Raw genomic sequence first — 20630 nt, 5'->3', positions numbered from 1 at the left:
CCCGCTGTGCCGGGGTCAGCTTCCAAAAGCCATTTTCACGCCGAGGAACAGCATGACAGCGGCAATCAGCCCGTCCAGCACACGCCACGCGCCGGGCTTGGCGAACACCGGACGCAGGAAGCGGGCGCCCAGCCCCAGGGCACTGAACCAGAGCACGCTGCCCAGCACGGCCCCGGCCCCAAACCACCAGCGAAGGTCGCCGTGCTGGTTGGCCAAGGTGCCCAGGAGCAGCACGGTGTCAAGATACACGTGGGGGTTCAGCTACGTCAGTGTCATCGCCGCGACCAGCACTGCCTTCCGACTCAGCGCGCCCTGCTGTTTGCCGACAGTCAGCGTTTCCGGTCGGACCGCCCGCCGTGCAGCCAGCACCGCGTAGGCAATCAGAAAGGCGGCACCGGCCAGCCTGATCACCACCACCACGGCAGGCACTGCCGTGATGACTGCGCCGATGCCGAAGATGCCCGCCCCGATCAATACAATGTCGCTGAGCGAGCAGACCAGAACCACCAGGCCCACGTGCTCACCGCGGATGCCTTGGCGGAGCACAAAGGCATTTTGGGCGCCGATGGCGATGATGAGGGCCAGCCCGGCGCCGAGGCCTGTGGCTGCTGTCGCAAAAATATCCAGTGGTGTCACAAGCATTGAAACTACTAGAATCAACAAAGACAGTACAGCTAATTATTTTGTGGTTGCATAAGGAAAACTAATGATGTCATTCCAGACCGAACAGTTGCGCACCTTCCTGTCCGTCTTGGAGTGCGGCACCTTTGATGCCGCCGCACGGCAGCTGCACGTCACGGCCTCGGCCGTTTCACAGCGCATCAAGGCCATGGAACAGGCTGCCGGACAAATTCTCCTGCAGCGGACCACCCCCATAACCGCCACGGCGGCCGGCATGGTTGTCCACAGGCTGGCACGTCAACTGCGTCAGCTGGAAGCGGATGCTGCGGCCGAGTTGGGGATGGAAGGCGCAGTCCACAACACCCTCGCCGTTGTGGTCAACGCCGATTCCCTGGGCACCTGGTTCATGGATGCGCTTGCCCTGCTGCCTGTGGCGCAGCATTTGACGATCGAGCTGGTCCGCGAGGATGAGCAGCACTCGGTGGACCTGCTGCGGTCCGGCGGTGTCATGGCGGCTGTCACCGCGGCCGCGGATCCCATTCAGGGCTGTTCCGTGGTTCCGCTGGGAGCCATGAACTACAGGCCGTGCGCCTCGGCAGCGTTCATCCAGCGCTGGTTTCCCCGCGGGTTCTCGGCCGAGGACTTTGCTGCCGCCCCGACAGTCCAGTTTGACCGCAGCGACACCCTCCAAGACAACTTCTTCACCGCCGTCACCGGCGCACCGCTGGACGGCGCCCAGCACTACATCCCGGACACCCTGCAATTTGCCCAGGCCGTGGCCATGGGGCTCGGCTGGGGTCTTCTGCCGGAATCACATTGCCGGCCCGGCCTGGCATCAGGGCAGCTGGTGGAGCTGGTTCCCGGCCATGTTTCCAGCATTCCGCTTTTCTGGCAGCGGTGGAAAATCCAGTCAACGTCCCTGGACCTGCTGACAACCGCCGTGACCCGGGCGGCTGCCGCGGCGCTGGCCTAGCCGCCGAAACCGTCAGTGCCGACCCAAAATCCCCATATCCCGCCACCCAAGGATCCTGCCATGCACACCATGTCCCGCCAGCACCGCAACCAGGCGGTGCTTGTCGCCGGCCAACTGCTTTCCGGGGTCGGTGTCGCGTCCGGAGTTGCCGTGGGCGGCATCCTGGCTGCCCAATTGGCGGGCACGACGGCGGCATCCGGCTTTGTGCAGACTGCGTCCGCCTTGGGTGCGGGGCTGGTTGCGGTGCCGCTGGCCAACCTTGCGGTCCGCGCAGGCCGCCGGTGGGCCCTGAGCACAGGCTTTGTCCTCGGCGCCGTGGGCGCCGCACTGGTGCTGCTCGCCGCAAGCCTCGGCCAGTTCTGGCTCATGGCTGCCGGCATGTTGTTCTTTGGTTCAGCCACGGCGGCCGGTCTGCAGGCACGATATGCGGCCGTTGACGGCGCCCCGCCGGAAAAGGCCGGGCGGTCCATGGCAATCGTCATTTGGGCCACCACAGTGGGCTCGGTCGCGGGGCCCAACCTGTCCGAGCCCGGCCGCTTGTTCGGCATCCAGCTCGGACTGGTTCCCCTGTCAGGGCCGTTCGTGTTCTCGCTCGTCGCCTTTGTCACGGCAGCACTTGTCATCTCGGTGTTTTTCCTCGCACCCCCGGCGCCTGCACCGCTCCTTCCTGCACCGCCGCCGGACGCCGGCCAGGCACCCGGCGGGCAAGGCGGGCAAGGCGGCGCGACTCCCGCGGCTCCCGTCAAACCCGCCAGGCAGCACGGCGCCTGGCGGGCGCTGCGCCTGGCCAGCCACAACCCGCGCGCCCTGGCAGCCCTGGTGGCCGTCACGGGCGGCCACGCGATAATGGTCGGCGTCATGGTCATGACGCCTGTTGCCATGAACGCCCACGGGCATTCCCTGGAGATCATTGGCATCGTGATCAGCCTGCACATCCTGGGCATGTACGCGGCAAGCCCGGTGTTTGGCATCCTGGTCGACAAGCTCGGCGCCCTGTCCGTGGTGCTGATCGGCTGCGGCATCTTCCTGGCCGCCATCACCCTCGGCGCCGTGTTCTCGGACAGCAGCGATCCCCTCATGATGTCGCTGGCGCTGACCATGCTGGGCCTGGGCTGGTCGGCCTGCCTGATCGGCGGTTCGTCCCTGCTCAACCAGTCAGCTCCCGACGAGCTCCGCGTCCCGCTCCAGGGCGCCAACGACATGATGATGAACTTTGGCGCCGCCGGCATGGCCGCCCTGGCCGGCCCCGTCCTCGCCGCGGGCGGCTTCTTCTGGGTCAACATGGTGGCCCTGGCAGTCCTGGTTCCCATGGTTGTTCTGGGCCTGCGTGCCCTGGGAAGCACGACGCCGGACCCCGCCCCTGCCGAGAACGTCACCGACACCCTGGGCTGAGCAAGCTGGAGCAGGCAGGAGTCCCAAGCCGACCTGCCCCTTGGGGTGCGGATGGTAGCCTCGGCTCATGAACATGCCGCCTGCCCCACCCCGTCCCTCCACGCGTGGCCCAAAAATCATGACGTTCAGCGGGATCGTGGTCCTGTTGATCGGAGTGGTTGCCATGGTCTTCGCTGTCACCATGTTCATCGCCAGCCTGCCGCTGAACGTGGTCACTGAGGACGGGCACCCCGGAAAGGGTGCCATCGCCGGTTTCGAGGTGTCCGAGGAGTTCGAGCTCAACTCACCCGGCGCCATGAGCTACGACCTCTGGGAGGTGCAGGCAGCCTCCGCTGGCGCATTTGAGCTGGCCCTTGACGACGTCGACGTGAGGGACCCCGATGGTGAATCCGTATACGTCCGGCACACCGAGGTGTCCGGCAGCACGACGACGGGATCCTTCAAGGCCACCACCTTGGCATCGTTCGCGGCCGCCAAGAGCGGCAGCTACACCATCTCCGTCACGCCGGGAGCCAGCTTTTCCGGCCCAAGCACCGACGGTTCCGGCCCGGTGGATGTCATCGTAAAGGAAGGTTCGGAGTTCGGCTCCTTCTTTACCGGCATTTTCTCCACCATTGCAGCCGTGTTCATCGGCGTCGGCGGACTGCTGCTTGGCGCCGGCCTCACGATTGGCGGCGGCGTTTGGTGGGCAAATGTGAAACGCCGCGCCCGGCCTGAAGGACCCGCCGGACCGGCAGGAAACGCCCGGCCGGCAGGACCCGCCGGGCGCTGACCGCCGCCGGTCCTGGAAACGGAAGTTCAGGAACGGCGCTGTTCGCCCAGGATGTGCCGCAGGGCGGTTTCCAGGTCGTTGTGCCTGAAACTGTATCCGCCGCCCAGCAGCTTTTGTGCCGAGACCCTCTGGTCTGCAAGGGCCAATTCCGCAGCTCCCTGCTCGCCCAGCAACAGCCGCGGCCCCAATTCCGGCACCTTGAACTTGGCGGGCCGGTTGAGCACGGCACCCAGGATGCGGGCAAATTCTTCGGCCTTGACCGGTTGCGGGGCCACGGCGTTCACGGGCCCCTCAACCTGCGCGGACAGTGCGGCGTGGGCGAAGATCCCGGCGATGTCGTCGATGCCCACCCAGCTCTGCCACTGCCCGCTCCCCAGCGGCCCGCCTGCACCGGCCAGGTACAGGGGAAGCAGCCGCTGCAGCACGCCCCCGGCGGCAGAGAGCACAATCCCCGTGCGCACGTTCACGGCCCGCACGCCGGCGTCCGCAGCCGGGGCGCAGGCTGCTTCCCAGTCCCGGCACACGCCGGCCAGAAAGTCGGTGCCGGCCGGGTCCTCTTCCACCAACGGCCTGGGGGCTGCCGCGCGGGCACTGCCACCGGTGCCGGCATGGGGAGCCGCCCCGTAGTAGCCGACGGCGGAGCCGGACACCAGGGTGCGCTCCACGCCGTCGGACGCCAGCTTGGCCAGTGTCTGCGCCAGCAGCCGGGTTCCGCGCACCCGGCTCACGTAGATGGCATCCTTGACGGCTTCGGTGAACCGCCCTCCGATGGGATGCCCGGCCAGGTGGATCACCACCTGGGCCGGCGCCAGGGCGTCCGGGTCCAGCACCCCGGCATCCGGATCCCAAAAGATCTCGCCGGCAGTCTGCGGCGCACGGCGGACCAGCTTCAGGACGGTATGCCCGCCGCCACCCAGAAGCGCGCACAGCTGGCGGCCCACAAGCCCCGAGGCCCCCGTGACGGCAATCGTCAGCGGCGGGCCCGGGTGTGCGGCATGAAAGTCCAGATCGGCCAGCAGTTGCCTCTCCCTGAACGCAAACATGCGCCCCAGCTCGGCGTCCATTTTCCTCTGTGCCCAGTCACCGCGGGCCAGCGCGGGCAGCTCGTAGTGCACCTCGTCAACCATGACGGTACCGCCCAGCCCCGTGGCAGCGGCCGCGCCGTCAGGGGTGGCGTCCGTGAAGCTGTGCTTGTGGGTCCACGAGGCGAGCGGGCCCTTGTCCATGACATCGGTGAAGCTCGACCCCGGCAGCAATTCGGTGTGCAGCGCATCCCACCGAATTTCCGGGCGCGTCCACTTCTTCCCGGCGAAGGCTGCCGGCAGCAGTCCGCGCACACTGCCGGCGGCCGACCCCAGCCACATGCCCGCCCCGCCGGGGGCACCCACGCCCATGGCCGCCGTCGAGCCCGGGTTGATGCCGTCGCTGGGCTCGGCCAGGATGGTCCCAAAGAACGACGGCGTGAGGCGCACCAGGGCCCCGGGCCGGGTAAACCACGTAAACACGCCGGCGCGGAAATGGGGAAGAACGGTTTCGTAACGGAACGTGCTCATGGCGGCCTCCTGGATGCGTCGTGCTTCCATCCTGCCCCATCGCGGTGTTTTCCCCCGTGAACTGCCACCTCGGTCCGTTCACGCGGTCCCCGGCGCGCGCAATGTCGGTGCCGCTTGCTAGATTCAAGGTGCTGCATCCACGCTGCACGGAAGGCGCTGACATGTTTTTGCTTGACTCCCCCGGACATTCCACGACCGGGACAGGTGGTGCACCGCTGATTTTCTCGGCGTCGGACCTGGTGACGGCCAGCGAATGCCAGTATCGGACGCTGCGGATTCTGGACGAAAAGCTGGGCCGGAACGAGAAACCCGGCTTCCCCGAGGACGAGATGCTGCGGCGGGCCGCCACGTTGGGCGACGCCTTCGAGGAGAAGGTCCTCGGCGAATACAGGGACGAATTTGGCGACTGGGATCCGGCCGCAGGCAAGGGCGTGAAGGTTGTTGAGCGCACCACGGGCCCGGATGGCAGGCGCGCCGCCCCGACATGGGCCGATCTCGAAGCAAAGCGGGAGGAAACCCTGGAGGCGCTCCGGAGCGGTGCCGAGGTGGTTTTCCAGGCCACGTTCTTTGACGGTTCGATGGTGGGCTTCGCCGATTTCCTCATGAAGCAGCCCGACGGTTCGTACGCCGTGCACGACACCAAGCTGGCCAGGCATGCCCGGGTGAGTGCGCTGCTGCAGCTGGCCGCCTATGGGGACCAGCTGGAGAAGTACGGGATCCCGGTGGCCCCCGTGGCGACGCTGGTGTTGGGCGACCGCAAGCACAGCGACCACCCCATGGCTGATTTGCTGCCCGTGTTCCGTGAGCACAGGGAGCGGTTCCTGGCGCTGACGGCCGCCCACCGTGCGCAGCCGCTGCCCGTTGCGTGGCTGCAGGACGGCATCGGATATTGCGGACGCTGCGACTACTGCTCCCAGCAGGTGGCTGAGCACCAGGACCTGCTGCTGGTCAACGGCATGACGGGATCCCAGCGCCGCAAGCTCATGGCCCAGGGCATCAACACCGTGCAGGAATTGGCGGTCCTGCCGGCGTCTGCTGCCGCCGGACCCCTGGTGCGCCTGCGCGAACAGGCCCGCATGCAGCTGGGTCTGGAGACCGTCAACGGGACAGCCATTGCCGGCAAGGGCCCCGACGCGCATGAGATTGCTTTCAAGGTGCTGCCGACCATCAGCAAGCTCCCCGCTCCCAGTGACGGCGACATCTTCTTCGACTTTGAGGGAGACCCGCTCTGGCAGGACCCGGTCACGGAAAAGTGGGGCATTGAGTACTTGTTCGGCTCCATCGAGGCGCCACTTCAGGACACCGCAGCTGGCGCAGCTCCCGGCCCGGCCGCGACGGCGGATGACAAGTTGGTGTTCATACCGTTTTGGGCACATTCCCGTGACGAAGAACGTGCAGCGTTCCTCAACTTTCTCGACTATGTTCAGGCCCGCCGCGAAATATGGCCGGACATGCATGTCTACCACTACGCTCCGTACGAAAAGTCGGCCCTGCGGAACCTCTCCGTGATGCATGGAGACGGCAAGGCTGAGGACATTGTGGACGACTGGCTGCGCACGGGCCTGCTCGTGGATTTGCTGGACACGGTGCGCCAGTCGGTGCGGATCTCTGAATCGTCCTACTCCATCAAGAAACTCGAGCCATTTTACATGGGCAGCAACCTGCGCTCGGGTGAGGTGAAGGATGCCGGTGCCTCTGTAGTCGCTTATGCCGAGTATTGTGCGCAGCGCGACGCCGGACTCGGCAGCAGCCGACAGGGGAGCGGCGGACAGGCCGGGGACGCCGCCATGGCTTCTGAGGCGGAGAAGACCCTAGCGTCCATCTCCGACTACAACGAGTACGACTGCGTCTCCACGCTGCGTCTGCGGGACTGGCTGTTCAAGATAGGCGCCGCCACCGAGGTGGAAAGCTGGACGGCCGGCAGCGGCAAGCTCAACATCACCGAGGAGAAGAAGGACACGTACGAGCCGAGTCCCGAGGAGCTCCGCCTGGATGAGTTCATCGCCGAGCTGCGCGGGCAGAAGGGCCACCAGCTCACTGCCGACGAGAACGCGATCAACATGGTGTCGGCGGCAGCCAGCTACCACCGGCGCGAAGACAAGCAGTTCTGGTGGGGCCACTTTGACCGCCTGGAGAAGGGCCCGGAAGCCTGGGCCGAGGAACGCAACATGCTCCGCGTCGAGGATGTTGAGGTGGAAGAGGACTGGGCGAAACCAGCAGACAAGCCCCGGGCCCGGACCGAATCCCGCACACTCACGGTCACCGGAACCGCCACGGAGGGATCGGATTTCCGTCCGGGCACCTCGTGGTTTGGCATGTACGACGCCCCGCTGCCCGAGGGCATGGAGGAGGACCCCGCCGAATCGGGCAAGGATCCGGCCGCGCGCGGCGGGCTGTTCAACGTCACCGTGCTCGAGGATGTGTCGGACCCGGCAACCCCGGAACTGACCACCTTGCTGGTAACCGAGAAGTCCACCACCAAGGTGCCGCCCTATGGCCAGCTGCCCATCGCGCTGGCCCCCGACAGGCCAGTCCCCACGGCAAGCATCCGGGCGGCGTTGTCGGAACTTGCCGGCACGGTGGGCGGCAGCCTTCCCCGGCTGCCCAAACACCCGGGCCTTGACATCCTGCGCAAGGCAGCGCCCAGGCTGGCCAACGGCGGGACCCTGCCCTCCGCCGTCGTGCATGGGGACGGCCACGGCCTTCAGGAACATGACTACGTCGGCGCCATCACCGAAGCGGTGCTGCACCTGGACAATTCCTATCTCGCCGTCCAGGGCCCGCCCGGCACCGGCAAGACGCACGTGGGCTCGCACGTCATCGCCCGCTTGATCAAGGACCACAGCTGGAAGATCGGTGTGGTGGGACAGTCGCACGCCGTGGTGGAGAACATGCTGCGTGCCGCGATCGGGAAGGCCGGTGTGGACCCCGACCGTGTGGGGAAAAAGCTGAATGTGCCCCATGAGGTGCCCTGGAAAGTCACCGATGACAAGCAGTTCGCCAAGCTCCTGAACAGTGGCGGCGGCGCGTTGATTGGCGGCACGGCGTGGACCATGACAGGGGCAAACATCCCGGCGGGGTCCCTGGACCTGCTCGTCATTGACGAGGCGGGGCAGTATTCGCTGGCCAACACCCTCGCCGTGTCCCGGGCTGCAAGGAACCTACTGCTGCTGGGCGATCCGCAGCAGCTGCCGCAGGTCACGCAGGGCTCGCACCCGGCACCCGTGGATGAATCGGCGCTGGGCTGGCTGTCGGAGGGCCATGCCACGCTGCCCGAAGAGCTGGGCTACTTTTTGGCCGACTCCTGGCGCATGCACCCGGAATTGTGCGCCGCGGTGTCGCGCCTGAGCTACGACGGCAAACTTTCATCCGCCCTGGCGGCCACCCAGCGCCACCTCGAGGGCAGGGCACCCGGCGTGGAAACCGTGTACATCAGCCAGGACCCGGCGAGCGAAAAGGACAACAAGCAGTCCTCACCCGAGGAGGCCGCCGAAGTGGTGGCCCAGGCCAAGGCGCACCTCGGGCTGATGTGGACGCCCGCAGCAGAGCAGAAGCCGCGTCCGCTGGACCAGGGCGACATCCTCGTGGTCGCCGCCTACAACGCCCAGGTCCACCTGGTGCGCGAAACGCTGGACGGCGCCGGATTGTCCGGCGTCAGGGTGGGCACGGTGGACAAGTTTCAGGGCCAGGAAGCACCCGTCGTCCTCGTGACCATGGCCTGCGCGGACCCTGCGGCTGCGCCGCGCGGCATGGAGTTCCTGCTGAACCGGAACCGCATCAACGTGGCCGTGTCGCGCGGCCAGTGGCGGGCCGTCATCATCCGCTCCCCGGGGTTGAGCAACTTCATGCCCGGACGGCCCGAAGGCATGGCCGAGCTGGGGGCCTTCATCGGCCTGTGTGCCGCAGGACAACGACCCGGCCCCGTGGCATGATCACACCATGAACACTGTGATCTCGTCCCGGGCACGGCACCGGCGGCGGCGCATGCTCGTCATGGGCCTGTGCGGCGTCCTGGCCACCGTCCTGACAGGCCTGCTGGGGGCCTGGGTGTATGCCCCCGCCGTCGGCTGGGCGGTGGCAGCGCTGATCTACAACGCCTCCGTGTGGCTGCAGATCACGCCCATGGATGCCGGGCGCACAGCCGCCTACGCGGTGGAGGAAGACCCCGGGCGGCGAATCTCCGACGTGCTGATTTTGCTGGCAGCGCTGGGTTCCCTGGCCGCCGTCGTCCTTGTTGTGGTGGGCAGCACGGAGGTTCACGGCACGGGCCGGTTCCTGCTGGCGCTGCTGGCCATGAGTTGCACGGCCATGTCCTGGCTCATGGTGCATACCTTGTTCACGCTGCGCTACACCGAAATTTACTATGCCGGTGAGCCCGGCGGCATCAGCTTCAACCAGGCGGAACCGCCGCAGTACACCGACATTGCGTACATGGCCTTCAGCGTGGGCATGACCTACCAGGTTTCTGACACCAACATCACGACCCGGGCCATGCGGTCGGCGGTGCTGCGGCACAGCCTGCTGGCCTTTGTGTTTGGCACCGGCATTCTGGCCACCACCATCAACCTCGTGGTCAGCCTGGCCGCCTAGTCCTGTGCGCTCCCGGCCGCCAACCGCTGCATTGCGGCCTGCCGGCGCCGGTGCCCGACGTTTTCGTCAACGACGATCGTGACTGCCGGGGCCGCGACGACCAGCACGAGGCAAACCGCCACGGGAGCCCCCGCTGCCGCCAGTGCAACAGCACCCGCCGACAGGACCAGCAGGAGGCCGCCCAGCCAGAAATGGAGCGGCTCAACCTCCACCATGACGGCGTACAGCACCATCAACGTCAGGGCAAAAATGGCCACCGGCACGGCAACGGCCGCAACCACTGCACCTTCACCAATCACTGTGTGGCCCTCAAGGTAATAGGCCATGACGTGCAGGCCGGCCCCCGTTGCGGCGATCGACGCGAAAATGAGCATGTGCGCGTAGCCAAAGACAAAGGAGCGGTTCCGCCGGCCATGCAGGGCCTGCCCGGACGGCAGGATGAAATACAACCACCACATGGCAAACGCCAGCCCCGTCCCCGCCAGGCCGACAACCGCCGTGTCCAGGGTCCACCCGCTCACGGCCACCACGGCGCGCAGCGCTTCAACCGTCCCCAGCAGGCATTCGCCCAGTGCGATGATGGCCAGCAAACTGTATCTCTCGGCGATGTGGTGGGCATGCCACGGGGTATTGGCCTTGCGTTCGGCAATCGAAGGGGTGCTCATTTCCAGAATGAACAGCGGTGCCGCCATCAAGAACATCACCGGCACACTGGTCTCAGCGATGATCACGGCGACCCAGCCGAGCTGTGCGAGCGTCAGGTATTTCGCGTAGCGAAGGCACGTGTCACGGCGCAGCGGGTCTTGCTTGGCAGCCCGCAACCACTGGAACACAAGGGCCAACCGCATGACCACGTAACCCATGACCAAGACCCGGTTGTCCACATGATCCCCGGCCACGATGGAAGAAAACATCGGCTCCAGCCCCATGACGAGGATGAGCACACCCACCATCTGCACCATGGTGACAAGCCGGAAGATCCAATCGTCAGTGTCGTAGGCGCTGGCAAACCAGCTGAAGTTGATCCAGGCCCACACCACCGCAAACATGGCGAACGCAAAGCCCAGCAGGCCGGCACCGACGTGGCCGTCCGCCATGGCTGCGGCGAATTGTGCCGCCGCAACGCCGAAGGAAATGGCAAAGGTCAGGTCGAAGAACAGTTCCAAGGGCGTAGAGACGCGCCCCTTCTCCTGCGGATCCCTGCCGCCCATTCTGGAAAAGGCATGGCTAATGCGGCTCTTGGACACGTGGCGCTCTTTCCTTCGCTCGGATCAGGGCTGGCATTCCGAGCAAAATACTACGCCCCGGCCCATCCAAGGAGGGCAGCGTCCTGTGCGAAGGGCGGCAGCGGCGCCTCCCTGCCGCTGCCGGCTAGGCGGGCGTCCCGCCAAAGAACGTCTTCGTGATCTGCGCCAAATAGTACGGATCGGCAACGCCGCACAGCTCCCGGGCCGAGTGCATTGACAGCAGCGGCGTGCCCACGTCAAGTGTCCTGATGCCCAGGCGCGTGGCGGTCAGCGGGCCGATCGTGGACCCGCAGGGGACGTTGTTGTTGGACACAAATTCCTGGTACGGGGCACCCGCCGCGGCGCAGAGCTTCGCCCAGATGGCAGCGCCCACGCCGTCGGTGGCGTAGCGCTGGTTGGCGTTGATCTTCAGCAGCGGGCCGCCGTTGAGGACAGGCAGGTTCGCCGGGTCGTGCCGTTCGGCATAGTTGGGATGGACCGCGTGCCCGGCGTCTGCCGAGATGCACAGGGAGTTGGCGAAGGCCCGACGGCGTTCACTCACCGAGGCGCCCAGGCCGTCCGACACCCGGGTCAGGACATCCTCCAGAATGGGCCCGCAGGCCCCCGAGCGGGAATTTGAACCAATTTCCTCATGGTCGAAGGCCGCCAGGACTGGAATCACAGCAACCCTGCCGCCGGACTCCGCTGTTCCTGCAGCATCCGCCGCCTCCGCTGCAGCGATCAACGCGAGCAGGCCGGCGTGCACCGAGGTCAGGTTGTCCATGCGCCCGGCGGCGAAGAATTCATTGTTGGCCCCAAACACCTGGCCGGGCTGGGTGTCGGCCACGACGATGTCGTAGCCGCCAATCGTCGTGGCGTCCACACCCGCCCGGTCCGCCAGCAGTCCGAGCAGGTCCTCGCCGGCGGGGTTTCCCTGGCCCCAAATCGGGTTCATGTGCTGCTGCTTGTCCAGCTTCAGCCCGTCATTGCTGCTGCGGTCAAGGTGAATGGCCAGTTGCGGGAACCGCAGCAGCGGACCCGTGGCCACCAGCGTCTCCGTGCCGTCCAAGTCAACCAGGCGGCCCGCGAACTGCAGCTCCCGGTCAAGCCAGGAATTGATCAGCGGCCCGCCGTAAACCTCCACACCGGCCTGCAGCCAACCAAAGCGTCCGGTGGTCGGTTTCGGTTTGAGCTTGAACGACGGCGAATCGGTGTGTGCACCCAAAATGTTGAACCCCGTGGTGCCTGCAGCATTCTCCGGCACCATCCAGGCAATGATGGCGCCGTCGCGGATCACAAAAAACTTGCCGTGCACGGGCCATGGAGCCGACTCCGCCAGCTCGGTGAAACCGGCCGCTGCCAGCCGCCGCCCCGATTCGCGGGCCGCATGAAAGCTCGACGGCGACGCCTCGATGAAGTCGCGAAGGTCCAGAATGTGCTCAACAGAAGTCATGCTTCGATTCAATCATGAAGGCTGCCACGGCAGATGCCTGTCGTGGCACCAGGCAGACCAAACATTGTCGCAAGGCGGCGTTCAGAATCGTCTAGTAATCCGGATTGCTGGGGATGACCATGCCTGTTTCGTAGGCGTAGACAACCACCTGAACCCTGTCCCGCAGGTGCAGCTTTGTCAGGATGCGACGCACGTGGGTCTTCACAGTGGCCTCGGACAGGAAGAGCTTGTGGGCGATCTCGGCGTTGGAAAGCCCCTGGGCGATGCATTGCGCCACATCAAGTTCCCGCGGCGTGAGTTCCTCCAGCAGCGGGTCGGGCTGAATGACAGGGCGGACCGGGCGGCTGCGGACAAAATTCTCAAGCAGCCGCTGGGTCAGCCGTGGTGCCACCACAGCGTCTCCGCTGGCAACCAGCCGCACGGCCTGCACGAGCTCCGACGGCGCCACGTCCTTGAGCAGGAACGCGCTGGCCCCGGCTTGCAGGCCGGCAAAGGCGTACTCGTCCATGTCGAAGGTGGTCAGGATGATGATGCTGGCATCCGAGGGGGACGCACTGATCCTGCCGGTGGCTTCAATGCCGTCCATGAGGGGCATGCGCACATCCATGAGAACAACGTCGGGCTGCAGGGCTTCGACGGCGGCCAGCGCCTCAATGCCATTGGACGCTTCACCCACAACATGCAGGTCCTCTTCGCCTTCAAGGATCAGCCGGAACCCCATTCGCAGCAACGGCTGGTCGTCGACCAGCAGCACCTTGATTGGTTCGGCGACCCCCGCCGCACCGTCCACGAGTGTTTCCTGCATTGCCTTCTCCTTCATTCCGGCCCCTCTGCGGGATGCAGCAGCGCCTTTACTGTCCAGCCGCCGTGCGGCGCCGGTCCGGCGTCGACAGTTCCGGCAAAAATACCTGCCCGTTCGCGCATGCCCACAATGCCGCGGCCTGTTCCGACCGAGGTGTTCATGGTGCCGCGCCCATCATCGGCAATGTGCACCGAAAGCTCCCCGCGGTCCAAGTCGTTGTCCACAGTCACCCGGACCCGGGACACGGCGGTCCCGTAGCGGAGCACATTGGTCAGTGATTCCTGCACAATCCTGTAGACAGTCAGTGCCAGCGCCTGGTCCTCGGGGGTGGGCGGCCCGGATTGGGTGAACGTGATGGGCAGCCCGGCCTGCCGGAACCCCTCGATCAATGCTCCCATGTCGGTGTGGTCCGGCTGCGGCGACCTGTTGCCGCCGGCATCCTCGCGCAAGACGCCCAACACCCTCCGCATGTCGGCCAGTGCCGTGCGGCCGGTCTGGGACAGCTGGCCGAGCACCTCCCCCGCCTGGGCGGGGTCACGCTTGACGACGACGGCGGCCCCGTCGGACAGCGCCACCATCACGGTGAGCGAATGGGCCACCACGTCATGCATTTCGCGGGCGATCCTGTTGCGCTCGGCGACCGATGCCAGTTGGGAGTTCCGTACAGCCCACTGGCGCAGTTCATCCTCATGGGCTCGGCTGCGCCGCACCGAGGCCCCGATGCCAACAGCGATGATGTTGGCAAACAACATGACGATCGATGAAATGATGCTGTTGACCTCTGCGCTTGGGCCGCCCTCGACCATGAAGGACGCCGGGTATTGGTAGAGGAACAACATGTAGAGGGTCAGGGGCACGGCGGCCACAACGGCCAGGGCAAAGCTGATGACAGCGCGGTAGCGCACCGCGACGGCGTACAGGGCAAACCAAAGGCTGGCACCCACGTTGCTGGCATTTGGCATCACGGCTACGTTGAGTATTTCAAATACCGACAGGATGGCCAGCACCGTCAATGGGTTGCCCCTGCGGAACATGAGCACCGTGGCCGAGGCCAGGACAAGAACCGTGTGGGCCCCCAGGTTGTCCCTGAAGTCGCCGCTGAGGAAGATGCCTGAACCAGCCACCAGATACGCCAAAACCACCACCACATCCATGATGCGGGGGTGGTCGTGAAAGTACCTTCTGACAACGCCACGGCGGCGGGCCGCAAATTCATCGGCCCGCCGCTCAGCGGAGGGTAAGTCGGCGGGGTACGCGGCCGTTCGTTCCGCGTCCCCCGCCTGGTCTTGTGTGCGCATAGGTGTTGGCTTGAAACCCCTGAAGGGAATCGTCAGCAGTCCTTACACGTCACGGGTCTTGAGGGAAACGACGGCCGGGACCATCAGGACTACGATCCAGCCCAGGAAGACAATGCCGCCCCAGAACGGGGAGAGGAAGGCTGCCTTGTCGCCGATTTCGAGCATGCGCCCGCCGGCCACGCTGGGCGTGTACTGGCCCAGGTACTTCCAGAACTCACCGGGCACCAGGCCCAGCAATTGGGTGCCGATCTCCAACAGGAAGAACAACACAACCAGCACGATGATGCCGCCGGCGGAGCTGCGCAACAACGTGCCCAGAGACAGGCCCGCCAAGGAAACGCCGGCAACATAGACGCCGCCCATGAGAATGCTGTAGAGCACGCCGTCCATGGTCAGGGACAGGTCAATGCCGTAGGCGCCGAGGATCGGGATCGAAACCAGGAAGGTCACCATGGCTGCGACCAGGGTCAGCACGTAGGACACCACCACGAGAACAATGGCCTTGGCAAAGAAGGCAGGCAGGCGCTTGGGTACGGCCGTCATGGTGGAGCGGATCATGCCGGTGCCAAACTCCGAGGAGATCAGCAAGACGGCCAAGGCGCCCAGGATGAGGATGCCCAACTGGATCCCGGCGATGGGTGTGCCGTAAATGTTGATGCCCTGGGTGCTGGCCATCTCCATGGCCTGGTCTACGGTCATCTTTTGTGCAGCCGGGTCAGCGCCGGGGGCCGTGCCCTGTGCCCCAAATTGCATGATGTTGTCAATGATGAACCCGCGCATCCAGGCCGCAAATACACCAACACCCACCATGGCAAGGAAGGTGAAGCCAAGCAGCATTTGGGTGGAACGCAGTGAGCGGAACTTGATCCATTCGCTGCGTAAAACGCCGGCGAACGTCAGTGAGCCGCCCACCGAGCGGTGAGGAGCGGAAATTGTCGTCGTGCTCATCTTTAGAGTCCCTTCACAGCGGCGGGAACCGGCTCGGAACCAGTGCCAGGGCCAGTATTGGTGTCGTTGAAGTCTTGCGAGTGGTATTCCACTGCATCCTTGGTGAGGTTGAAGTACGCCTCTTCCAGGGAAGATGTCAGCGGCGTCAGCTCGTACACCAGCACCCGGTTTTCCAGGGCAATGGTGGCGATCTGGCGTGCGTCGAGTCCGGAAACCTCGAGGGTTTCGTTCTCGTTGCACTCAACCTTGACGCCCTGGCTGCCCAGCAGCTGGCTCAACCGGGTGACGTCCGGGGTGCGGACCCGCACCTTTGCCTGCTGTGCGCCGGCAAGGATCTCGGCGATGGGGGCGTCGGCAATGATCTGTCCGCGGCCAATCACGATCAAGTGATCGGCGGTCTGCGCCATTTCACTCATCAGGTGTGAAGACAGGAAAACAGTCTTGCCCTGGGCCGCGAGGTGCTTGGCCAGGTTGCGCACCCAGAGCACGCCCTCGGGGTCCAGCCCGTTGACAGGCTCATCCAGGATCAGCGTCTGCGGATCGCCCAGCAGCGCCGAGGCAATGCCCAGCCGCTGGCCCATGCCGAGGGAGAAACCGCCGGCCTTCTTCTTGGCGACGGCGGCCAGGCCGGTCATGTCGATGACCTCGTTGACGCGCTTGGTGGGGATGTTGTGGGTTGCGGCCATGGCCAGCAGGTGGTTGTAGGCGCTGCGGGAGGTGTGCACCGCCTTGGCATCCAGGAGGGCACCGACCTGGTGCAGCGGGTCGCGGTGCTCGGCGTACCGCTTGCCGTTGACTGTCACTGTGCCGGCCGATGGCTTGTCCAGCCCGACGACCATGCGCATGGTCGTTGACTTGCCTGCACCGTTGGGGCCCAGGAAGCCTGTCACCATGCCCGGCTTGACGGTGAACGTGACACCGCCGACGGCGGTCTTGGCACCGTAGTGCTTGGCCAGGTTTACTGCCTCAATCATGTGGACACCCCTTTGGATGGTCTGACGGGCCATTCCAGCCCTGTTTGCGAATCTATAACCACGGTACGCAACGATCCAGCGAATTACCTCTATCTCAGGGATGATTCAGGGTTTGCTCAGGGTAGTCCGAATGGATGATGGCAGGGCGGCCGCGCCCACAGTGGACCGGAGCCTGTTTCGCCGGATCTTTCGGCAGATCTTTCGGCAGCAGCCTAGACTTGCTGGATGCCCCCGCGACCACCCGCCCCGAAGACTGGGCCGCTGCTGCCGCTGGACTGGCCGCGCACCCGCCTGCTGTGGATTTCCCTGTCTGCGCTGGCTCTCGTCGCGGCGGGCGCCCTGATGGTGTGGGCCACGGATAACAACTCCCCTTTCGGAGCGTTCGACGCCGGCTGGAACCAGTTCATGCTGGCCTCGCGGACGCCGTGGCTGACTTATGCGAACGGCGTGCTGAACTTTGCCGGGAACACTGGCATGGTCATCTACTGCGTGCTTTTGTTCTTGGTGCTGTTGCACCGCCGCCGCCGGCTGGCTTTGTTTACGGCAGGCGCGAACCTCGGCACTCTGGGCGCCACCCACCTGATCAAATTCCTGGTGGGCCGCCCTCGGCCGGACGACCGCCTGGTGTCCGTGGATTCCGGTTCATACCCGTCGGGGCATGTCAGCGGGACGGTGGCAGCGATGGTGGTGACCGCCGTCGTGCTTGGAAGACTGTGGATGTGGATCAGCGGGGCCATCCTCAGTGTGGCCATGATGTACAGCCGCACCTATCTGGGCGCCCACTGGTTTTCCGACACGGTTGCCGGGGCGTTGTTGGGGGCCGGCCTCACGCTCCTGCTGTGGGCGGCGGTCAGGGATCGATGCCTGCAACGGAATACTTCCGTCTTCTAACCCCGGGGCGGCGCAGTCGCGAGAGTCCTTGGCCCGGCCGAGCTGCCCGCACCGCTCCCCGGATGGGCGCCGGCCGAGCTGCCCGCACCGCTCCCCGGATGGGCGCCGGCCCGGGTGCTATCTTTGGACTTGGCACGGCCCATCGGCTGAGGCGGCAATCGTGCCGGCCAGCAGTGGGGCGGCGATCCAGTAACCGGGATGCCATTATCAAGGGAGATAATCATGGATTCCAACATGCTCGTCCAGCAGGTCCGGCAGCAGTCCCTGGGTGATCTGCCGCGACGCACCGCGCGACGCTTTCCGGAAAAACTTGCCATCGCCGACGGAGACACCCGGCTCAGCTTCGCCGAATTTGATGCCCTGATCGACAGGGCCTCCGCGGCACTGGCCCGAGCGGGGATGGCCAAGGGCGACCGGCTGGCCCTGCTCTCACACAACTGCTGGGAGTTCGCGGTCCTGTCCTTCACGACAGCCCGGCTGGGCATCGTCCTGGTCCCCGTCAACTTCATGCTGGGCGCCGACGAGATCGCCTACATCCTGGACCACAGCGGGGCAACCGCCGTCGTGGTGGAGGCTGCCCTGGTGCCGGTGATGGACCAGGCAGTGGAATCCGCAGCCTCGACTGCCGTCACCATCCGCGCCTGCATAGTCCGCACCGGCACTGCCGTACCGGCCGGATGGGACGATGTGGCCGGCTGGTTCCATGTGCCGGGGCTGCCACCCGAGGTGGCGGTCGCGGACGACGACCCGCTGCGCCTGATGTACACCTCCGGCACCGAGTCCCGGCCCAAGGGTGTGCTGTTATCGAGCCGTTCACTGCTGTGGGAGTACGTCAGCGCCGCCCTCGACGGCGGCATGGACGCGGACGATGTGGACCTGCACGCCCTGCCGCTGTACCACTGCGCCCAGCTGGACTGCTTCCTTGGCCCTGACATTTATCTGGGCGCCAGCAGCATCCTGTTGCCCGGTGCAAGTCCCTCCTTGATCCTGCGCACCATGGAGCGGGAGCACGTCACGAAATTCTTCGCGCCGCCCACAGTGTGGATCTCGTTGCTGCGCGCCCCCGAGTTTGACACCACTGACTTGTCGTCGCTGCGCAAGGGATACTACGGCGCCTCGCCCATGCCCGTTGAAATTCTCAAGGAGATGCAGCGGCGGCTCCCAAACGTGCGGTTGTGGAACTTCTACGGCCAGACCGAGATGTCGCCGGTGGCCACCATCCTCGGCCCCGACGAGCAACTCTCCCATGCCGGTTCAGCAGGCCGGGCCACACTGAACGTGGAGACAGCCATCGTCGACGACGCCGACCAGCCAGTGCCTGCCGGCACGGTTGGGGAGATCGTGCACCGCAGCCCGCATGCGACGCTTGGCTACTACCGGGACGAGGAAAAGACCGCCGAAGCCTTCCGCAACGGCTGGTTCCATTCCGGCGACCTCGGCTGCCTCGACGCTGGGGGCAGGCTCACCGTCGTCGACCGCAAAAAAGACATGATAAAAACCGGTGGGGAGAACGTGGCCAGCCGGGAAGTTGAGGAAGCCATCTACAGGCTCGATGGCGTCGCCGAGGTTGCTGTCTTTGGTGTGAGCGATCCGCGCTGGGTCGAGGCAGTTGCCGCGGTTGTCGTGCCCAAGCCCGGTGCTGTCCTCACCGAGGAACAGGTCATCCAGCACACCCGCGCCATCCTGGCCGGCTACAAGGCACCCAGGCACGTTATGATCGCCGATTCGCTGCCCAAGAACCCCAGCGGGAAAATCATCAAGCGCCAGCTGCGCGACGAGCACGCGAACGTCGCCCAACCACGCTAGGCCGCAAGCCGCGGCGGCCCGATTGGCTACAGCTCCGGCGGGTCAGGGTGAGACGCGCTGATGCTCTGATTCAGGCAGCGGCCTGGCCGCCGGGGCGGTCAGGATCGAGGCCACGATGGCAATGGCAATGGCCAGCAGCGCCCAGCGGATGGTGACGTGGTCCCCGAGGAATCCAAGCAGGGGCGGGCCGGCAAGGAAGGCCACATAGCCGATCGTTGACACCACGGAGACGCGGGCGGCGGCCCGTGCCGGGTCGTCGGCCGCTGCCGACATGCCCATGGGGAAGCCCATGGCTGCGCCGGCCCCCCACAGCACGGCGCCAACACCGGCCAGCAGCATGTTCGGTGCCACCACAAACAACACCAGTCCCACAAGTGCCGAACCGAGGCTGCCGTAGAGAACAGGCACCCGACCAAATTTGTCGATGAACGTTCCGCCGAAGAACCTGAACAATGTCATGGCTGCCACGAACACGGCGAACATGATGGCCCCGCCGGCTTCGGAGGTGCCGAGGCCGTCAACACTGGCCTTGGCGATCCAGTCATTGGCGGATCCCTCGGTCAGGGCCGCCCCGAGGACCACCAGGCCGACCAGCAGGGTGCGTTTTTCCGTCCAGGCGCTGCGGCCCTTCAGTGTTGTGGTGGCCTGTGTTTGCTTGCTGCCGCTCAACTCCGTCTCCGGCAGGAAGTATTTTGGCACAAACACCATGGCCGCGCAGACGGCGATGACAATGGCAAGCAGGTGCATCGGCATGCTGACATCCAGTGCGGAAAGTCCCGCCCCGACGAGGGCACCGACGAGCGCACCCCCGCTAAAACCGGCGTGGAACTGGGGCATGACTGTCCGCCGCAGGTGCCGCTCGACGTCCGCGCCCTCAATGTTTTGGGCCACGTCCCACAGACCAATGCCGATCCCAAAGAAGAACAGCCCGACGGCGGTGAGCGGGACGGCATGCTGCGCCAGTGCGATGGCAATGACCAGCCCGCCAAAGGATGCGGTGAACCCGCCAACCCGGATCGTGTTTGCCGTGCCCAACCGGCCCACAACAGTTCCGGCCAGTGGCAGCGCAATGACCGATCCGGCGGCGATGGTCAACAGCAGCAGGCCCATGTCCCCGGCGGAGAGCTCAAGAATGCGGGTGACGGCCGGGATGCGTGCGGCCCAACTGGCAAAGACGAAGCCGTTGATGGCAAAGACTGCAAAGGTGGCAATGGCCGCGCGGCGGACGGTCTGCTGGTTCATGGTGAATTCACTCTTTACACAAGGGGGGCAGGAAGGCGCATTGCTTCAACTCTAGTGCCGTGCCGGGGCGCCTCTGCAAGGCATGCCGC

At 65.6% G+C, this 20630-nt stretch carries 15 protein-coding genes and 1 pseudogene; 7 read left to right on the top strand and 9 right to left on the bottom strand.

The window, feature by feature from the left end; genetic code table 11:
- Window positions 1-15: 15 nt before the first annotated feature.
- Window positions 16-642: pseudogene (locus AC1L6K_RS02810) on the bottom strand (LysE/ArgO family amino acid transporter).
- A gap of 64 nt (window positions 643-706) precedes the next feature.
- Between AC1L6K_RS02810 and AC1L6K_RS02805 the strand changes: the two are divergent.
- The 3 genes from AC1L6K_RS02805 to AC1L6K_RS02795 all read left to right on the top strand — a co-directional run bounded on the left by AC1L6K_RS02805 (window position 707) and on the right by AC1L6K_RS02795 (window position 3758).
- Complete coding sequence (locus tag AC1L6K_RS02805) at window positions 707-1594, top strand: LysR family transcriptional regulator ArgP (protein WP_480951218.1); 888 nt, start codon at window positions 707-709, stop codon at window positions 1592-1594.
- 60 nt (window positions 1595-1654) lie between these two features.
- Window positions 1655-2986 (top strand): MFS transporter, encoded by a 1332-nt coding sequence (locus AC1L6K_RS02800; RefSeq protein WP_480951217.1) that lies wholly within the window; start codon window positions 1655-1657, stop codon window positions 2984-2986.
- Window positions 2987-3053: 67 nt separating this feature from the next.
- The gene (locus tag AC1L6K_RS02795; RefSeq protein ID WP_480951216.1) at window positions 3054-3758 is read left to right on the top strand and encodes a hypothetical protein; all 705 of its coding nucleotides are present in this window, start codon (window positions 3054-3056) and stop codon (window positions 3756-3758) included.
- A 26-nt stretch (window positions 3759-3784) separates the two neighbouring features.
- Here AC1L6K_RS02795 and AC1L6K_RS02790 read toward each other — a convergent pair whose 3' ends face one another.
- Window positions 3785-5311: a TIGR01777 family oxidoreductase gene (locus AC1L6K_RS02790; protein ID WP_480951215.1), complete on the bottom strand. Its 1527-nt coding sequence runs from the start codon at window positions 5309-5311 to the stop codon at window positions 3785-3787.
- 161 nt (window positions 5312-5472) lie between these two features.
- On the opposite strand from AC1L6K_RS02790, the gene AC1L6K_RS02785 reads away from it, so the two are divergent.
- Window positions 5473-9243, top strand: a complete 3771-nt coding sequence (locus AC1L6K_RS02785) for a TM0106 family RecB-like putative nuclease (protein ID WP_480951214.1) — start codon at window positions 5473-5475, stop codon at window positions 9241-9243.
- Between the two features lie 7 nt (window positions 9244-9250).
- Window positions 9251-9901: a DUF1345 domain-containing protein gene (locus AC1L6K_RS02780; RefSeq protein WP_480951213.1), complete on the top strand. Its 651-nt coding sequence runs from the start codon at window positions 9251-9253 to the stop codon at window positions 9899-9901.
- On the opposite strand, the gene AC1L6K_RS02775 is transcribed toward AC1L6K_RS02780, so the two are convergent.
- The 6 genes from AC1L6K_RS02775 to AC1L6K_RS02750 all read right to left on the bottom strand — a co-directional run bounded on the left by AC1L6K_RS02775 (window position 9898) and on the right by AC1L6K_RS02750 (window position 16602).
- Window positions 9898-11148 (bottom strand): low temperature requirement protein A, encoded by a 1251-nt coding sequence (locus tag AC1L6K_RS02775; RefSeq protein WP_480951212.1) that lies wholly within the window; start codon window positions 11146-11148, stop codon window positions 9898-9900. The genes AC1L6K_RS02780 and AC1L6K_RS02775 overlap by 4 nt on opposite strands.
- A 124-nt stretch (window positions 11149-11272) precedes the next feature.
- On the bottom strand, window positions 11273-12580 hold the full coding sequence (locus tag AC1L6K_RS02770; protein ID WP_480951211.1) for a M18 family aminopeptidase: 1308 nt from the start codon (window positions 12578-12580) through the stop codon (window positions 11273-11275).
- 91 nt (window positions 12581-12671) lie between these two features.
- Window positions 12672-13385 (bottom strand): response regulator, encoded by a 714-nt coding sequence (locus AC1L6K_RS02765; protein WP_480951210.1) that lies wholly within the window; start codon window positions 13383-13385, stop codon window positions 12672-12674.
- Window positions 13386-13396: 11 nt separating this feature from the next.
- Window positions 13397-14680 (bottom strand): sensor histidine kinase, encoded by a 1284-nt coding sequence (locus AC1L6K_RS02760; protein ID WP_480951209.1) that lies wholly within the window; start codon window positions 14678-14680, stop codon window positions 13397-13399.
- 42 nt (window positions 14681-14722) lie between these two features.
- Window positions 14723-15628 carry an ABC-2 transporter permease gene (locus AC1L6K_RS02755; RefSeq protein WP_480951208.1) on the bottom strand — a complete coding sequence of 302 codons (906 nt, stop codon included), beginning with the start codon at window positions 15626-15628 and terminating at the stop codon, window positions 14723-14725.
- Window positions 15629-15630: 2 nt separating this feature from the next.
- Complete coding sequence (locus tag AC1L6K_RS02750) at window positions 15631-16602, bottom strand: ABC transporter ATP-binding protein (RefSeq protein WP_480951207.1); 972 nt, start codon at window positions 16600-16602, stop codon at window positions 15631-15633.
- Window positions 16603-16827: 225 nt separating this feature from the next.
- Between AC1L6K_RS02750 and AC1L6K_RS02745 the strand changes: the two genes are divergently transcribed.
- Together AC1L6K_RS02745 and AC1L6K_RS02740 are read left to right on the top strand one after the other, a co-directional pair.
- Window positions 16828-17493 (top strand): phosphatase PAP2 family protein, encoded by a 666-nt coding sequence (locus tag AC1L6K_RS02745; RefSeq protein WP_480951206.1) that lies wholly within the window; start codon window positions 16828-16830, stop codon window positions 17491-17493.
- A gap of 222 nt (window positions 17494-17715) precedes the next feature.
- The gene (locus AC1L6K_RS02740; RefSeq protein ID WP_480951205.1) at window positions 17716-19299 is read left to right on the top strand and encodes a fatty acyl-CoA synthetase; all 1584 of its coding nucleotides are present in this window, start codon (window positions 17716-17718) and stop codon (window positions 19297-19299) included.
- A 42-nt stretch (window positions 19300-19341) separates the two neighbouring features.
- Here the strand turns inward: AC1L6K_RS02740 and AC1L6K_RS02735 are convergent, their stop codons facing one another.
- Window positions 19342-20541, bottom strand: coding sequence for an MFS transporter (locus tag AC1L6K_RS02735; protein ID WP_480951204.1), 1200 nt, complete (start codon window positions 20539-20541; stop codon window positions 19342-19344).
- Window positions 20542-20630 lie beyond the last annotated feature (89 nt).

The organism is Specibacter sp. BI4 (genome assembly GCF_056680095.1).
This window is presented reverse-complemented; position numbering and strand designations above follow the sequence as displayed.

What these genes read in the sequence shown, in the direction of transcription:
- AC1L6K_RS02805 (WP_480951218.1), top strand. Translation starts at nt 707, where the DNA reads ATGATGTCATTCCAGACCGAACAGTTGCGCACCTTCCTGTCCGTCTTG.
- AC1L6K_RS02800 (WP_480951217.1), top strand. Translation starts at nt 1,655, where the DNA reads ATGCACACCATGTCCCGCCAGCACCGCAACCAGGCGGTGCTTGTCGCC.
- AC1L6K_RS02795 (WP_480951216.1), top strand. Translation starts at nt 3,054, where the DNA reads ATGAACATGCCGCCTGCCCCACCCCGTCCCTCCACGCGTGGCCCAAAA.
- AC1L6K_RS02790 (WP_480951215.1), bottom strand. Translation starts at nt 5,311, where the DNA reads ATGAGCACGTTCCGTTACGAAACCGTTCTTCCCCATTTCCGCGCCGGC.
- AC1L6K_RS02785 (WP_480951214.1), top strand. Translation starts at nt 5,473, where the DNA reads ATGTTTTTGCTTGACTCCCCCGGACATTCCACGACCGGGACAGGTGGT.
- AC1L6K_RS02780 (WP_480951213.1), top strand. Translation starts at nt 9,251, where the DNA reads ATGAACACTGTGATCTCGTCCCGGGCACGGCACCGGCGGCGGCGCATG.
- AC1L6K_RS02770 (WP_480951211.1), bottom strand. Translation starts at nt 12,580, where the DNA reads ATGACTTCTGTTGAGCACATTCTGGACCTTCGCGACTTCATCGAGGCG.
- AC1L6K_RS02765 (WP_480951210.1), bottom strand. Translation starts at nt 13,385, where the DNA reads ATGCAGGAAACACTCGTGGACGGTGCGGCGGGGGTCGCCGAACCAATC.
- AC1L6K_RS02760 (WP_480951209.1), bottom strand. Translation starts at nt 14,680, where the DNA reads ATGCGCACACAAGACCAGGCGGGGGACGCGGAACGAACGGCCGCGTAC.
- AC1L6K_RS02755 (WP_480951208.1), bottom strand. Translation starts at nt 15,628, where the DNA reads ATGAGCACGACGACAATTTCCGCTCCTCACCGCTCGGTGGGCGGCTCA.
- AC1L6K_RS02750 (WP_480951207.1), bottom strand. Translation starts at nt 16,602, where the DNA reads ATGATTGAGGCAGTAAACCTGGCCAAGCACTACGGTGCCAAGACCGCC.
- AC1L6K_RS02745 (WP_480951206.1), top strand. Translation starts at nt 16,828, where the DNA reads ATGCCCCCGCGACCACCCGCCCCGAAGACTGGGCCGCTGCTGCCGCTG.
- AC1L6K_RS02740 (WP_480951205.1), top strand. Translation starts at nt 17,716, where the DNA reads ATGGATTCCAACATGCTCGTCCAGCAGGTCCGGCAGCAGTCCCTGGGT.
- AC1L6K_RS02735 (WP_480951204.1), bottom strand. Translation starts at nt 20,541, where the DNA reads ATGAACCAGCAGACCGTCCGCCGCGCGGCCATTGCCACCTTTGCAGTC.